The following is a 14680-nucleotide window of genomic DNA, read 5'->3' as shown; positions in this document are numbered from 1 at the left end:
CCGGAATAATCCATTTACATCAACGGGTTGAAATGATTTGTTCATTTTTTGACGGTTGTACATTTTTTGTGTACGCTGATAAAACAGTGAACAAGCGATTCTCCGTGATGCCCGCGAACGTCCCCCTCCCCATCTCGGAACAGCATGTGCTCGACGAGGCTTGTGCCGCGTTCGGACGCGCGACCCGGCGCTTCGCCGCGCGGCCCGTGCGCGTGCCGCAGGCGTACCAGGCGCGCGCCGACGCCATGATCCGCTTCGACATCGCCGGGCAGACCTTCGAGATGCCGGCAGCCGTGAGCGTCGGCGTCGAATCGCTGCAAGCAGCGCTCGCGGCGCTGCGTCGCCGCGGCGGCCCACCGGTGCCGGGCGAGCGGCCGCTGATGCTGGTCGCACCTTATTTTTCTGCCGAACTGGCCGCCCGCCTGACCGAGCACGACATCCCGTTTCTCGATACCGCCGGCAATGCGAGCCTGATCCAGCCGGAGGCCACCCTGATGATCGCCGGCCGACCGAAACCTGCGCGTACGCCGCGCCGTCAGGCGTCGCGCGCGACCACACCAAAGGGGCTCGCCGTGATGTTCGCGCTCGCGACGCAGCCGGGCCTCGTCGCCCAGCCGTACCGGGCGATCGCCGCCGCGTCGGGCGTCGCGCTCGGCACGGTCAATCTCGCGATGGACGACTTGATCGCGCGCGGCCTCGTCGCGCAGCGGCGCAACGGCGAAAGGCTGATGCCGGACTGGCCGCGCTTCCTGCAGGAATGGGTCGCGCTGTACCCGAGCCGCCTGCGCGCGAAACTGCCGGCCCGGCGGTTTGCCGCGATCGCACCCGACTGGTGGCGCGGCTTCGATTTCGCCGCCTTCGATGCGCGGCTCGGCGGCGAAGCGGCGGCGGATCTGCTGACGCACGACCTGAAGCCGGCGGCGATCACCGTCTATACGCACGGCGCCGTGCCGAACCGCCTGCTGCTGCAGGCGCGCCTGCGCCCGGACGAGCACGGCGACGTCGAGCTGCTCGAAGCGTTCTGGCCGCGCTCGCCGGCGCTCGACTGGCACGAGCAGGATGTGCCGCTCGTGCCGCCGCTCCTGATCTATGCGGATCTCGTCTCGTCCGGGGACAGCCGCAACCTTGCTGCCGCCGAACGGATCCATGACCGATACCTCACCCACCCGCCCGCTTGAAGTCGAGGCGAGCCGGCCGCTCGAACCGGCGGCGGTCGCGCTGCTGCGAGCGGTCGGCACGACCTGCGCGCAGCTCGACGCGGCCTTCGTCGTGGCCGGCGCAACCGCGCGCGACATTCTGATGTGGCATGTCCACGGCATCCGGCCGGCGCGTGCGACGCGGGACGTCGACGTTGCCGTATGCGCGGTGAGCTGGCCGTTCCACGCGCAGCTCGTCGAAGCGCTCGTCGCGACCGGGCGATTCGCGCGAGCACCGAAACAACAGCAGAAACTGCTGTTCGAAAGCGGCATGCCGGGCTTTCGCACCGAGCTCGATCTCGTGCCGTTCGGGCCGCTCGAAGCGCCGCCGGGCGAAATCGCGTGGCCGCCGGCCGGTGAATTCGTCCTGAACGTGCTCGGCTTCCAGGAAGCGGTCGACACGGCGCAGCCGGTATCGATCGACGCGCGGACCGTGGTGCCGGTCGCCCGTTTGCCCGCCCTCGCGCTGCTCAAGCTGCTCGCGTGGAAAGATCGGCGCGCGCGCCAGAATAGCGACGCGTACGACCTGCTGTTTCTGCTGCGCCACTATCATGACGCCGGGAATCGCGAGCGCATCTGGGATGCGGCGGCCGATCTGCTCGAGACACATGCGTTCCAGCCCGGTCTTGCCGCAGCCGGGTTGCTCGCGCGGGATGCGAAACGCATTGCCCTGCCGCAAACGCGCGACGCCATCCGCGCATTGCTGTCCGACGAAGCAATCTATGCGGCACTCCGCCAGGATCTGCTCGCTCGCGCGTTCGCGCTGCTGCCAGGCGAATTCAGCGACGACGCCGAACGGTATCTCGACGCGTTCCGCCGCGCGTTTCTCGTCGATTCGCCTGCGCCGCACGCATGATGCGCCGAGCAGCGGCGACGGCATCGCACTTGCAGCCCGACGTATTCATGCCGCCCAATCCTCCAGCGACAACCCCGCGACACGGCCGAATTCGCGGCCGTTGTGCGTGACGAGCACCGCACCGGCCGCGATCGCATGCCCGGCGATCGACGCATCGTTCGCGCCGATCGGCGTGCCGCGTACGGCGAGCGCCGCGCGAATCGCGGCCGTGGCGTCCACTGCCGCGGCATCCCACGACAGCACGCCGTCCAGCCGGGAAACGAAGGCCGTCACGAGTTCCGCATGCTTCGGGGACGCTCGTTTGCCAACCGCGCCGAAGCGCATCTCGGCGTAGGTAACGGCCGACACGACGATCCGGTGCTGCGCGTTGACGCACGACTGCAACCGCGACAGCACGACGGGTGGCCGCTCGCGCATGATGAACGAACAGATGTTCGTATCGAGCATGTAGAGCGTGGTCACCGGTTGGACTCCGTCGGGGCGTCGGCGTCGCCGGACAGATCGAAGCGACCGGACTCGATGACGGCCGGGCGTTCGGCAAGGAAATCGGCATCGGCCAGCGGTTCGTTCGCGAACGACAGCCACGTGGGACGTACCGGCCGCAACAGCAGCGTATCGCCCTCGCGGCGGATCTCGAGTTCCGTGACACCCTCGAACTCCATGTCCTTCGGGATGCGGATTGCCTGGTTACGGGCGTTCTTGAAAATGGAAACGGTGCGCATGAGCCACTCCGTAGAAGTACGATGCGCCCATTCTAGACATATGTCGGCATATGTCAATTTGGCGGGTGGCGAACTCGCGGTTGCGTCCCACGTTGTCGAGGATGTCTGATTCATGCTGGCGGCCTGTCGTCGATGAGAGAAGTGACCCATTCTTCATGACGCAGGCCGCGCGGTCCATATACCGGACGGCCGATGCATGCGCATCGCAAGGCCGCGCGCACCGTCGCAGCGACGCCGCGTGCCCGGCCCCGTCAAGGCAACCGGAAAGTGTCAAAAAACGTATCGCGTTCGATCACGGTGAGCGCCGCGCGCTTGTGCGGGAAATCGAATTCCTTCAGCGTGTAGAACCCGAGCCGGTGCATGTACGCGATATGCCGCACGTGATCCACGCGCGGCTCGCCGACGAGCCGCTGCGTACGCGGCTCGTCGACGAACATGTAGTGCAGCACCCCGCTCCACCACGCATGCAGCTTGCCCGCGCTCTGGAAACGCGAATCGCCGATCAGCAGGTGCAGCCCGCGATCGTAGTCGTGCGCGTCGTAGAACGGCGCGAGGCGGTCCTCCTTCGCCCAGTAGAACTCGAAATAGCCGAACGGCGTGTCGTCGAAATAGCCGATCATCGGGTGCATGTGCGGGTCGGCCAGCCGTTCGGCGAGATACGCCGCATGCTCGTCGCGCGTGCCGCGCTGGTCCCAGAAGTGCGCGACACGGTCGAGGTTCATCCAGCCGCTGAACAGGTCCGCGTGTGCATCGATGTCGACGGTGCGCAGGCTGAACGTCATCCCGACCTGCGGCATGTGGCGCGCATAGATCTCGCCGGCCGGCGACGGCGGCCGCACCGGATGCCGATGGCCGTTCGTGATCGCGTAGCGCAGCGGCATCCCGCCGGACGCGCTCGCCTTCAGCCACGGCCGCGGATTCTGCCAGAACGTCGTGCGCGACACGGTGAGCCGCAGCGTGTCGCCCGCGACTTGCGCGCCGTCGATCACGCCCTCGCGCACCGCACGCGCGACGTACGCCGCCACGGCCGCCGCATCGGCGCCGCCGCGCGGCACCGAGATCGTCGCCGCGTCGTGCCGCGTGTCGGTGTTGAACAGCGCGACGAACGTCGCGAGCAGCGCGTCGGGCGCGTCGTCGGGCCGCCATGCGTCGAGCGCATGCTCGACGACGGCCGCTGCCTGCCCGTGCGCGGCGCCGTCGAGCGCGGCGGCCACTTCACCTTCGACGGCGTCGGCGGCGCCGGCCGGTTTCGTCAGCGTGTCTTGCATCACAATGCTCCCGCGTCATGGCGATCGGCGAGCACGTGCAGTCCGCGCTCGAGCGCCGGAAACAGGCTGCGCTGGAAGTTGTTCCAGCGCAGTTCGAGAATCGTGTCGTCCGGCGCGATCGGCGTGTCGAGCACGTCGCAGATCACCTCGCCGGAATCGATACCGTTGTCGACGTAGTGGAACGACGCACCCGTCATCGTCACGGGTTCGACCGCCGACGTGGCGCCCGTGGCCCAGTCGACGCGTTCGCCGCGCGCGCCGTGCAGCGCGTCGAGCGTCGCCCACGCGCCGCGCCGCTGGTATGGCGAATCGTCGGCCGTGATGCCCGGGTGGATGTTCGCGATGCGCCGGTGAAAGCGCGCGCCCGGCCGCACGAGTTCGTCGAGGATTACGAGCAGCCCGTCGAGCACGACGATGTCGGCGTCGAGTTCGAGCAGGCGTTCGAGCACGCGGCGCTCGAACGCCTGTTTGCCGGCCACGCGCTCGCGCGCGTCGCGCGGCAGCCGCCGGTACGTCGACGCAATCGTGCAGAACAGTTCGTCGACCGGCCTGCCCTGCACCGTCAGGCCTTCCGGCAGGATCCACGGGCGGCCCGGGGTGCGCGCGAAACCGTAGTCGGCCACTTTCGCGCGGTCGGCGGGCGAGCCTTCGTCGTCGTCGACGATCACGCCCTGGAGCGTGTAGCGTTCGCCGAGCGGCGAATCGTTCAGGCGCTCGACGAGGAATTCGAGCGGCGCCTTCATGTAGCGCGTGCCGCCCCGATAAGCGACCGGCTGGCCGGCACGATCGGCCGCGCCGTTGCGCAGCGACTGGATGTAGACGAGATTTTTCTTCGGCATGGATGCGTCGTGGAAAAGCGGACGAAGGCGCCGCGGCCGCCCGCGCCGGCCACGAAGGCCGGCCGGCGAGCCGCGGCGCGCGACGTCACCAGTTGTATTTCGCGGTCGCGATAACCGTGCGGTCGGTCCCGAAAATGCAGACGTTGTTCGACTGGCAACCGCTGATGTAATGGCGGTTGAACAGGTTCGTCCCGTTCACGGCGAAGCGCCAGTTACGCATGTCGTAATGCAGGCCCGCGTCGAACAGCGTGACGCTCGATACCGTCAGCGAGTTGTCGGCCGCACCGGCCGACGCGCTCTGGTAGCGAATGCCGCCGCCGAGGCCGAAGCCCGCGAGCGGCCCCGTGTGCCACGTCCAGTCGGTCCACAGCGACGCCATCTGGCGCGGCCGCGGGATATCGACCGGCCAGTTGTTCAGCGAGACGTCGTTGGCCTGCACGTTCTTCACGTCCTGATAGACGTACGACGCGATCACCGACAGGTTGCGCGTGACCTTGCCGGTCGCGCTCAGCTCGATCCCGCGCGAGCGCACCTCGCCCGTCTGCACCGACTTCGTGCCGGTCGGGTCCTGGCTCGGCAGCGCCGACGTGAGCACGTTGGTCTGGTTGATCTGGTAGATCGCCGCGTTCAGCATCAGGTTCTTGCCGGGCGGCTGCCAGCGCAGGCCGGCTTCGATCTGCTTGCCGCGCGTCGGCTGCGGCAGCCCGCCGCCGACCAGGTTCACGCCGATCAGCGGATTGAACGACGTCGCGTAGCTGACGTACGGCGACAACCCGTAATCGCCCTGGTACGTGAGGCCGACGCGGCCGGTGAATGCCGTCACATCCGCCTTCGTCGACGTGCCGGCCGCGCGGTCGTCCTGCCGCATGTTGACCCAGTCCTCACGGCCGCCGAGCGTCAGCGTCCAACGGTTCCACTTGATCTGATCCTGCGCGTACAGGCCGAACGTGTTCAGCGTCGTGTACGTGTTGGTGCGGAACGTCGCGTCGGGCGTGAACACCGCCGTCGTGACCGGCTGGTACACCGGGTTGTAGATGTTCAGCGGCGGCGCGGCGGCCAGCCATTCGCTGTCGGTCGCGGTCTGCCGGTTGTACTGGAAGCCGAGCAGCAGCGTGTGCTGGAGCGGGCCCGTGGCGAAGCGGCCCTCGAGGTTGTTGTCGATGTCGAAGCGGCTGTAGTTCATCTGGAACACGCCGGCCCAGCGCGACACGTCGGTCGTGCTGCCCTCGACGAAGCCGTTGCCGAACACCGAACCGTTGTCGAGCGACAGGTGCATCAGCCGCGTATTCTGGCGGAACGTCCAGGCCGGCGTCAGGTTGCGCTCGAACTGGTAGCCGACCGACCACTGCTTCTTGCGGTAGTAGTTGAAGCTGCCGTCGCCTTCGTAGACGTCCTTGTTGATCTGGCCGTTCGGGTTCGGCAGCACCGTACCCTGCGCGGGCAGGAAGTTCGACGAGATGTCGCCCCAGTCCTGCAGGTAGGTCGCGGACAGCGTCAGCGACGTATCCGCGTCCGGGCGCCAGCGGAACGACGGCGCGAGCGCGACGCGCTGGTCGTTGTTCGGGCCCGTCAGCGCGTTGCCGTCGCGCGCGACGCCGACGAACCGGTACGCATACTTGCCGTCCGGATCGAGCTTGTCGCCGACGTCGATCATGAACTGCTTGCGCGCGTAGTCGCCGATCTGCACGCCCGCTTCGCGCACGCGCTCGCCGTCGGCGAGCTTGGTGTGCACGTCGATGATCGCGCCCGGATCGCCCGCGCCGTACAGCACCGAGGTCGGCCCGCGCAGCACGCTGATGCTGTCGATCATGTACGGATCGACGCGCCAGCTCGCGAGGTTGATCGTGTTCGGCACCTGCAGCCCGTTCACGTAGGCGGTCGGCGTGAAGCCGCGCAGCGCCGCGTACCAGTCGGAGCGGTTGTCCGAGCCGTACGACGAGAAGCCCGGCACGTAGCGCAGCGCCGCGTTCACGTCGGTGGCGCCGGTCATCTCGATCTGCTGCGCGGTGACGACGTTGATCGTCTGCGGGATCTCGTTGAGCGGCGTGTCGGTCTTGGTGCCGGTCGTGCTGCGCTTCGCGACGAGCCCGACCGTGCCGTCACCTGCCGAGGCCGCGTTGACGGTGATCGCCGGCAGCGTGCCGTTTTGCGCGCTGGTCGACGCATTCGCCGTCGCGCCGTTTTGCGCACTGCTGGCCGACGCCGCGGCGCCCGCGTTCACGGCCGGCGCCGTCTGGGCGTATGCGTGCCCTGCCGCCGTACCGAACGCCACGCTTGCCGCGGCTGCGATCGCACGCAAACGCGTGCCTGTTGCCCACTCCATCTTCTTCTGCTCCACTTTTTCGTGCGGTCTCCGACCGCGCCTTTGTCAAAGAGCGAAAGCCATCCGGCCCGCGCTCACCCCGTTGTTCGGTCGTTTTTCGTGCGTTGCCCGGGCCGCGCCGTCGTCCTCGGCGAGCGCGATCCCGTCTTCGAGCGACGCGCAGATTTCGTCCGCGCGGCGCGCCAGTACCGACAGCAACGTGTCGGACAGGCCGTGGCTGTCTTCGCAGCAGCCTTGCAGGTAGATGCGCGGCGCGAAGTGCTCGGGCGTCGCGAGCAGGTAGTCGCGCGTCACGTCGCCGCGCGTGAGCGCATCGCCCAGATGCGGCGCGAGCCCTTCGAGCAGCGCCGAATGCGTGTCGCGGCGATAGCCGGTCGCGAGCACGAGCGCATCGAAACGCTCGACGCGCGTGGCGCCGCTCATCCGGTCGCGCAGCGTCAGCTCGATGCGGCCGTCGGCGGCGCGCACCGCGGCCTCGATCGCGCTGTTCGCGAGCAGCGCATGGCGCGGCGTGCCGTCGATGCGCTGCAGGTACAGCATTTCGTAGATCTGCTCGATCAGCGGCCGGTCGACCACCGCGTAGTTCGTATCGCGATAGCGCTCGAGCAGCGCACGACGCGCGTCGTGCGGCTGTGCATAGACGACGTCGGTGAATTCGGGGCTGAAAATTTCGTTGACGAACGGACTGTCGTCGGCCGGCTTCAACGCGCCGGCGCGCATCACGAGACTCGCGTCGACGTGCGGGAAGCGGCGCGCGAGGTCGATGAACACCTCGGCCGCGCTCTGCCCCGCGCCGATCACCGCGACGCGGCGGCGTTCGCCGTCGGGCGACGCGACGAGCCGGTCGATGTCGGCCAGGTACGACGACGAATGGATCACGCGGTCGCGGCCGAGCGCGGCGAATGCATCCGGAATCGCCGGCGTGCCGCCGACGCCGACCGACAGCGCGCGCGTGACGCGCTGGCGCTCGTGGCCGGCCGCGTCGCGCGACAGCACGCGCAGCGCGTCGATCTTCGCGCCGTCGCCGCGCACCGGTTCGATCCCCAGCACCGTCTCGCTGTAATGGACGCGATCGTCGAACGCATCGGCGACCCAGCTCAGGTAATCGTGGAATTCGACGCGGGTCGGGTAGAAATTCTTCAGGTTGATGAATTCGTTCAGGCGGCCGCGTTCGAACAGATAGTTGATGAACGTGTAGCGGCTCTTCGGATCGCGCATCGTCACGAGATCCTTCAGAAACGAAATCTGCATCCGGCAGTCGTCGAGCAGCATCCCGCGATGCCAGCCGAATTCCGGCTGCCGCTCGATGAAGCAATGGGCGAGCGTGTGCGCGCCGCCGCGCTCCGCGAGGCGCACGGCCAGCGCCAGATTCGACGGCCCGAAGCCGACGCCGATCAGGTCGAATACGGTTTCTCTCTGCATGTCTCAGCTCCCTTGTCGGTGAATCCGGCCCGTCAGACGTGACGGCCGGAGAAGAACGTCTCGCGCAGCGTGCGCATCCACAGCGGCTGCGCGTCGGCCAGCGCGAGACGGCGCTGCCGCGCGAAGCCATGCCGCGCGAGATGGTCGGCAACCCGCGTGTGGCCGGCCGGAACGGCACAGCCGACCGCTTCGGTACGCAGGTCGTCGAGAAACAGGTAATGCACGACGGACGGCAGCCAGCCGGCCACGCGGTGCGCGCCGCGCCAGCGCGACTCGCCGACCAGCATCCGCAGCCCGCGGTCGTAGTCGCGCGCCGCGACGTGCGGCGCGAGCGCGTCCTCCTTCAGCCAGAACGCCTCGAAATACGCGAACGGCTCGCCGTCGAAACAGCCGACGAGCGGCGTCACGTGCGGATCGGCTTCCTGCGGGCCTTGCGCACCGCATTGGTCAGGCTGGGCCCCCGGCCAGCCGTCGCGCACGCGCGGCTCCGTGAACCAGCGCGCGAGCCGTTCGGCGTCCTCGGCCGGCTGCCAGCCGCGCAGCGTGAAGCGCACGCCGAGCGCCGGCAGGTCGCGCGCATAGACGTCGCCGCGCGGTGCGGGCGGCCGGCGCGGATGACGCCGGCCGTCGGTGATCGTCGGCAGCGTCGCGCACGGCAGAGCCGGGCCGACGCGCCACAGGTCGGCCTGTTGCGCCCAGCCGTCGCGCAGGCAGCGGCCGCCGTCGGCGAGGACGCCGCTCGCGCGCAACGCATCGAGCGCGACGGCCGGCCAGGCAGCCGGGTCGAGCCGGACCGCCGCGTGGCGCGCGCTGTCCGAAAACGCCGCGGCCAGGGCGGCCAGCAGCGCCCGCCGCTGGTCGGCCGGCGCCGCGCGATGGTTGTACGCGACGAGGCGCAGCGCGCCGTCGTCGCCGAGCTGCGCGCGCAGCAACTGCGCGCCGATGCCGTCGCCGTGCGCGACACGGATCTCCGCGCCGTCGCGCACGGCGAACAGGCCGTCCGCGAACGCGAGCCGGTAGGTATCGAGCATCGTGAATCCGTCCGGACGCACTTCAGCCAGCATGGCGCGCCTCCTGTCCCGTTTCCGCTCGCGCATCGAGCCGCGCGGCGAGCGCCGCGAGCGTCGGCGCCGCGAACACGTCGGCGACCGTCAGCGCGTGACCGGCGCGGCCGGCCGCGTCGACGAAGCGCACGACGTCGAACGACGTCGCGCCGGCTTCGAACAGGTCGGCATCGGGCTCGGGCGCGGCCGTCGCGAACGTGTCGGACCACAGCGCGGCGAGCGCGGCGGCGGCATGCGACGGCGTTGCATCGACCGGCGCTGCCGCGTGAGCGTGGGTGCCGAACGCACCGTGCACGGCTGCGCGCGCCTCGGGTGCGCCGAGCGCCGCTTCCGACGCACCGGCGAAACGCGCGACCTCGTCGTGATACAGCTCGACGAGCGCGTCGACGAAATCGCGCGCGAGCAGTTCGTCCGCATATGAGAACGCGGCGCTCACGCGGCCGTCCGGATGCTCGACGACGTCCAGCTCCAGCGTGAACACGACGCGATGGCGCACGTCGTTGAATTCGGCCAGCGACAGGCCGGCCCAGTCGCGTGCGGCGGCGCCGGTCGGGCGCAGGTAATTGAACATCACCTGGAACAGCGGATTGGCCTGTGCGGCGCGCGGCGCACGCAGCGCGGCCACGACGTCGGCGAACGGCACGTCGGCATGCGCATACGCGGCGAGCGCCGTGTCGCGCACTTGCGCGAGCACGTCCGCGCGGCGCGCCGACGGGTCGATCCGCGTACGCACGACGACCGAGTTGATGAACAGGCCGAGCGCGGCGCGGGCCGCGTCGCCCGTGAGCTCGCGCGTCGACGCGAGCACGCCGACCGGCTGGTCTGCCGCGCCCGTCGCGCGGAACAGCGCGGTGTTGAGCGCCGCGTGCAGCAGCATCGGCAGCGTCGCGTGCGAGGCCGATGCGGCGTCGCGCGCCGCGCGAATCAGTTGTGCGTCGAATTCGAACGCGATACGGGCCGCGCGCCATTGCGGCACGGCCGGCGCATCGGCGCGCTGCGGCAACACGCGCGACGGCAGATCCGCGAGCGCGTCGCGCCAGTACGCGACCCGCGCCGGATGGCACGGCGCGGGCAGCACGAGCGGGAGGGCCGGTCGGGCGGCTTGGTCGGCTTCGTCGGCCGGCGCGCCGCTGCCCTGCACGCGGGCGACATAGCGGGCACGCACCGCGTCGAGCCACAGCTCGATCGATTCGCCATCCGACACGATGTGATGGATCGTCACCGACAGCACGTGGTCGTTCGCACCGAGCCGCAGCACACGAGCGCGCCACAGCGGCGCGTCGGCCAAGAGATCGAACGGCGCGAGCGCATCCTCGTCGGTCAGCGCGGCCGCACGGGCCAGCGCATCGGCTCGGGCCGACAGGTCGATCACCGGCAGCGCGACGGCCACGTCCGCGTCGATCCGCTGACCCGGCAGCGCGCCGTCGCGGACGACGAGCCGCGCGCGCAGCGCCGGATGCACGGCCGCCGCATCCGAGAACGCCGCGCGCAGCGCATCGACGTCGAGCGGGCCGCGCACGCGCAGCGCGACCGGAATGTTGTATGCGGCGCTGTCCGGCTGCGCGCGCCACAGGAACCACAGGCCGAGCTGCGCGGGCGACAGCGGCCACACGCCATGCGCGTCCGGTTTGGCCACGGCGATACCCGGCGCCGTGGCGCCCGACTGCGCGGCGCGCGGCGCGTCGGCCACCTGCAGCGCGTACTGGGCAAGCACGGGCGCCTCGAACAGCGCGCGCACCGGCACGTCGCGGCCGAGCCGTTCGGCCACGCGCGTCGCCACGCGCACGGCCGCGAGCGAATGGCCGCCGAGATCGAAGAAATGATCGCCGCGACCGACGCGTTCCAGGTTCAACACGTCGCACCAGATCGCCGCGAGCGCGGCTTCGTCGCCGTCGCGCGGCGCCTCGTACGCGCGTTCGACACGCACGGGCGCCGGCAGCCGTGCACGGTCGACCTTGCTGTTCGCGTTGCGCGGCAGCGCATCGAGCACGATCAGTTGCGCGGGCACCATATAGTCGGGCAGCGTGCGGCGCAGATGCGCGTCGAGCGCCGCGGCTTCGACCGGCTGCGCGGCCGCCCGCGCCTCGGCGGTCAGCTCGACGTACGCGACGAGCTGCGCGAGCGCGCCCTGCCCGTGCACGACCGCACAGGCTTCGCGCACCGCGTCGTGCGCGGCGAGCTGCGCCTCGATTTCGCCGAGTTCGATGCGCAGGCCGCGCAGCTTCACCTGATGATCGACGCGGCCGATGAAGTCGAACACGCCGTCCGCGCGGCGCCGCACGAGGTCGCCGGTACGGTACAGCCGCGCGCCCGGCGCGCCGTACGGATCGGGAACGAAACGCTCGGCCGTCAGCGCCGGGCGGTCGAGGTAGCCGCGTGCGACGCCGATCCCCTCGCCGCCCAGATACAGTTCGCCGATCACGCCGACCGGCAGCGGATGCAGCCGCGCGTCGAGCACGTGCGCGGTGCGCGCGCCGACCAGCGTGCCGATCGGCAAATACGCGGCGTCGCCGAGCTTCGCGAGATCGTCGCCGGGACGGAACATCCACAGCGTCGGCGTGATGACCGTTTCGGTCGGGCCGTAGCCGTTGACCACGCGCACGTTCGGTAGCGCGCGGCGCAGCATCGCGAACGCCTCGCGCGACGTCGCCTCGCCGCCGACGGTCAGCGAGCGCAGCGTCGGCGGCGCGCCGTGCGCGAGCGCCCATTCGGCAAGCTGGGCGGCGCAGCCCGGCGGCACGTAGGTCATCGTCACGCCGTCGCGGATCATCATCGCGCAGGTCTGCGCGGGCGGCCACAGCACGTCGGCCGTCACCGACACGGCGGCGCCCGACATGTATTGCGAAAACCAGCCTTCGTGCGCGCCGTCGAAATTGACCGACTGGAACAGCAGGAACACGTCGTGCTCGCCCGCGCCGTAGCGCTCGGCGATCGCCGCGCAATGCAGCGCGAACGACGCGTGGTCGACGATCACGCCCTTCGGCTTGCCGGTCGAGCCCGACGTATAGATTGCATACGCCGCGTGGCCGGGCAGCACGTCCGGCAGCGCGACGTGCGCGGCTTCGTCGAGCGCATCGATTGCGTCCGCGCGCCAGATGCGCAATTCCGGCAATTCGGGCAGCGACGCGGCGCTCGCGGCGTCGGTCAGCACGTGCGCGATGTTCGCATCGCCGACGATCTGCGCGAGCCGCTCGCGCGGGTGCGCCGGGTCGAGCGGCACGAACGCGGCGCCCGACTTCAGCACCGCGATCAGCGCGACGAGCAGATCGACCGAGCGCTGCAGCGCGACGCCCACGCGCATCTCGGGCCGCACGCCGGCCGCCACCAGATGGCGCGCCAGGCGCGCGGCACGCGCATCGACTTCGCCGCGCGTCAATGCGCGATCGATATCGGCGACACCGCGTGCGTCGGGCCGCGCGTGCGCATGCGCGGCGATGCGCACGTGCACCGGCACGAACGGCTCGGCGGCGATCGCGCCGGCCGGCGCGTTCCATGCGAAAAGCTGCGCGCGTTCGTCGGCGGGCAGCCAGTCGAGATCGCCGATCGGCATGTCGGGGCGCGCGAGCGCATCGGTCAGCAGCGTGACGAAGCGCGCGGCCAGCCGTGCGATCGCGTCCGCGTCGAACAGGTCGAGCGCGTAGATGAAGGCAGCGTCGAACGTGCCGTCCGGCGTCGCTTCGACGGACAGCGTCAGATCGAATTTCGCGGACGGCGTGCCCGACGGCAGCAGCGCGGCCGACGCCGCGCCGAGCGGCGGCAGCGCGCGGCGTTCGCCATACGCGGCCATCACCTGGAACAGCGGATGGTGACTCGCGCTGCGCGGCACGCCGAGCGCGTCGACCACCTGCTCGAACGGCACGTCCTGGTGCATCTGCGCGTCGACGAGCGCACGTTGCGTACGCGCGACCAGTGACGAGAAGTTGCCGTGCGCGGGCACGTCGACGTCGATTGCCAGCGTATTGACGAAGAAGCCGATCAGGCCGGCGACTTCCGCGCGCTCGCGGTTCGCGGCCGGCACGCCGACGCAGATCCGCGCGTCGCCGGTCGCACGCGCCAGCAGCGCGTCGAGCGCGGCGAGCAGCACCGCGAACGGCGTCGCGCCCGATGCGGCCGCGAACGCGCGCAACTGCGCACCGACGCGCGCATCGAGCGAAAACACGTGACGCGCGCCGCGCGCACTGCGGCGGGCCGGCCGTGCGGCCGCGCCCGGCAGCGTCAGCACGCCGCGCTGCGGATCGAGCCGCTCGCGCCAGAACGCGAGCTGGCGGTCGCGCTCGCCGGCATCGAGCCAGCGGCGCTGCCACAACGCGTAGTCGGCGTACTGGATCGGCAGCGGCGCGAGCGGCACCGGCTCGCCCGACGCATACGCGCGATAGAACGCCGCGAGCTCTTCCAGCATCACGCCCGACGACCAGCCATCCGACACGATGTGATGCACGGTGAGCGCGAGCCAGTGATGCGTCGCGTCGAAGCGCACCAGGTGCGCACGCACGAGCGGCGCGGTACCGAGGTCGAACGGTTCGGCTTCGTCGGCCGTCGCGACGGCTTCCGCGCGCGACACGCGCTGCGCGTCCGGCAGCGCTTCGAGATCGGTTTCGCGCCACGGGCAGCGCAGCGGCGCGTGGATCGTTTGGGCGACGCCGTCCTGCGCTTCGTCGAAAGTGGTGCGCAGCGCCTCATGGCGCGCGATCAGCGCATCGCACGCGAGACGCAGCGCATGCCCGTCGAGCGGGCCCGTCAGCGCCAGGCGCTCGGTGATGTGGTACGCGTCCGGCGCATCGATCAGCCGCGCGTGCAGCCACAAACGCGTCTGCGCGAACGACGCCGGCACGCGGTCGCTGCGCGGCGTGCGCGGCGGGATCGGCAGCACGCGGAAGTCGATGCCGGCCGCGCCGAGCTTGTCGATGAAGACCGCGCGCTGCGCGTCGGGCAGTTGCGCGAAACGCGTCGCGAGCGCGAGCCAGTCGGGTTGAACCTTCGTCATCCGTCG

At 70.3% G+C, this 14680-nt stretch carries 10 protein-coding genes; 2 read left to right on the top strand and 8 right to left on the bottom strand.

Features of this window, described 5'->3' with window-relative positions; genetic code table 11:
- Positions 1 to 107 precede the first annotated feature (107 nt).
- Entirely contained in the window at positions 108 to 1178 is a 1071-nt protein-coding gene (locus LGM42_RS05875) for a type IV toxin-antitoxin system AbiEi family antitoxin (protein WP_226232037.1), read from the top strand.
- Positions 1147 to 2052 (top strand): nucleotidyl transferase AbiEii/AbiGii toxin family protein, encoded by a 906-nt coding sequence (locus tag LGM42_RS05870; protein ID WP_226231774.1) that lies wholly within the window; start codon positions 1147 to 1149, stop codon positions 2050 to 2052. The genes LGM42_RS05875 and LGM42_RS05870 overlap by 32 nt, the downstream gene beginning before the upstream one ends.
- A 45-nt stretch (positions 2053 to 2097) precedes the next feature.
- On the opposite strand, the gene LGM42_RS05865 is transcribed toward LGM42_RS05870, so the two are convergent.
- The 8 genes from LGM42_RS05865 to LGM42_RS05830 form a co-directional block, all read right to left on the bottom strand.
- Positions 2098 to 2514, bottom strand: a complete 417-nt coding sequence (locus LGM42_RS05865; protein ID WP_081059271.1) for a PIN domain-containing protein — start codon at positions 2512 to 2514, stop codon at positions 2098 to 2100.
- The gene (vapB, locus tag LGM42_RS05860) at positions 2511 to 2774 is read right to left on the bottom strand and encodes a type II toxin-antitoxin system VapB family antitoxin (protein WP_059584333.1); all 264 of its coding nucleotides are present in this window, start codon (positions 2772 to 2774) and stop codon (positions 2511 to 2513) included. Before vapB ends, LGM42_RS05865 begins: the two co-directional genes overlap by 4 nt.
- 251 nt (positions 2775 to 3025) lie before the next feature.
- Positions 3026 to 4042, bottom strand: a complete 1017-nt coding sequence (locus tag LGM42_RS05855) for a GNAT family N-acetyltransferase (protein WP_226231773.1) — start codon at positions 4040 to 4042, stop codon at positions 3026 to 3028.
- Positions 4042 to 4881, bottom strand: coding sequence for a N(5)-hydroxyornithine transformylase PvdF (locus tag LGM42_RS05850; protein ID WP_059584096.1), 840 nt, complete (start codon positions 4879 to 4881; stop codon positions 4042 to 4044). The genes LGM42_RS05855 and LGM42_RS05850 overlap by 1 nt, the downstream gene beginning before the upstream one ends.
- Positions 4882 to 4966: 85 nt before the next feature.
- Entirely contained in the window at positions 4967 to 7204 is a 2238-nt protein-coding gene (locus tag LGM42_RS05845; RefSeq protein ID WP_226231772.1) for a TonB-dependent siderophore receptor, read from the bottom strand.
- Positions 7205 to 7249: 45 nt separating this feature from the next.
- Positions 7250 to 8626, bottom strand: a complete 1377-nt coding sequence (locus tag LGM42_RS05840; RefSeq protein ID WP_060318500.1) for a lysine N(6)-hydroxylase/L-ornithine N(5)-oxygenase family protein — start codon at positions 8624 to 8626, stop codon at positions 7250 to 7252.
- Positions 8627 to 8658: 32 nt separating this feature from the next.
- Positions 8659 to 9690 carry a GNAT family N-acetyltransferase gene (locus tag LGM42_RS05835; protein WP_226231771.1) on the bottom strand — a complete coding sequence of 344 codons (1032 nt, stop codon included), beginning with the start codon at positions 9688 to 9690 and terminating at the stop codon, positions 8659 to 8661.
- Entirely contained in the window at positions 9680 to 14674 is a 4995-nt protein-coding gene (locus tag LGM42_RS05830) for a non-ribosomal peptide synthetase (RefSeq protein ID WP_226231770.1), read from the bottom strand. Before LGM42_RS05830 ends, LGM42_RS05835 begins: the two co-directional genes overlap by 11 nt.
- Between the last annotated feature and the right edge of the window lie 6 nt (positions 14675 to 14680).

It is taken from the genome of Burkholderia sp. AU39826 (assembly GCF_020419965.1).
Classification (GTDB): Bacteria; Pseudomonadota; Gammaproteobacteria; order Burkholderiales; family Burkholderiaceae; genus Burkholderia; species Burkholderia semiarida.
Note: the sequence above shows the minus strand (reverse complement) of the source record. Positions and strands in the feature narration are given on the sequence as shown.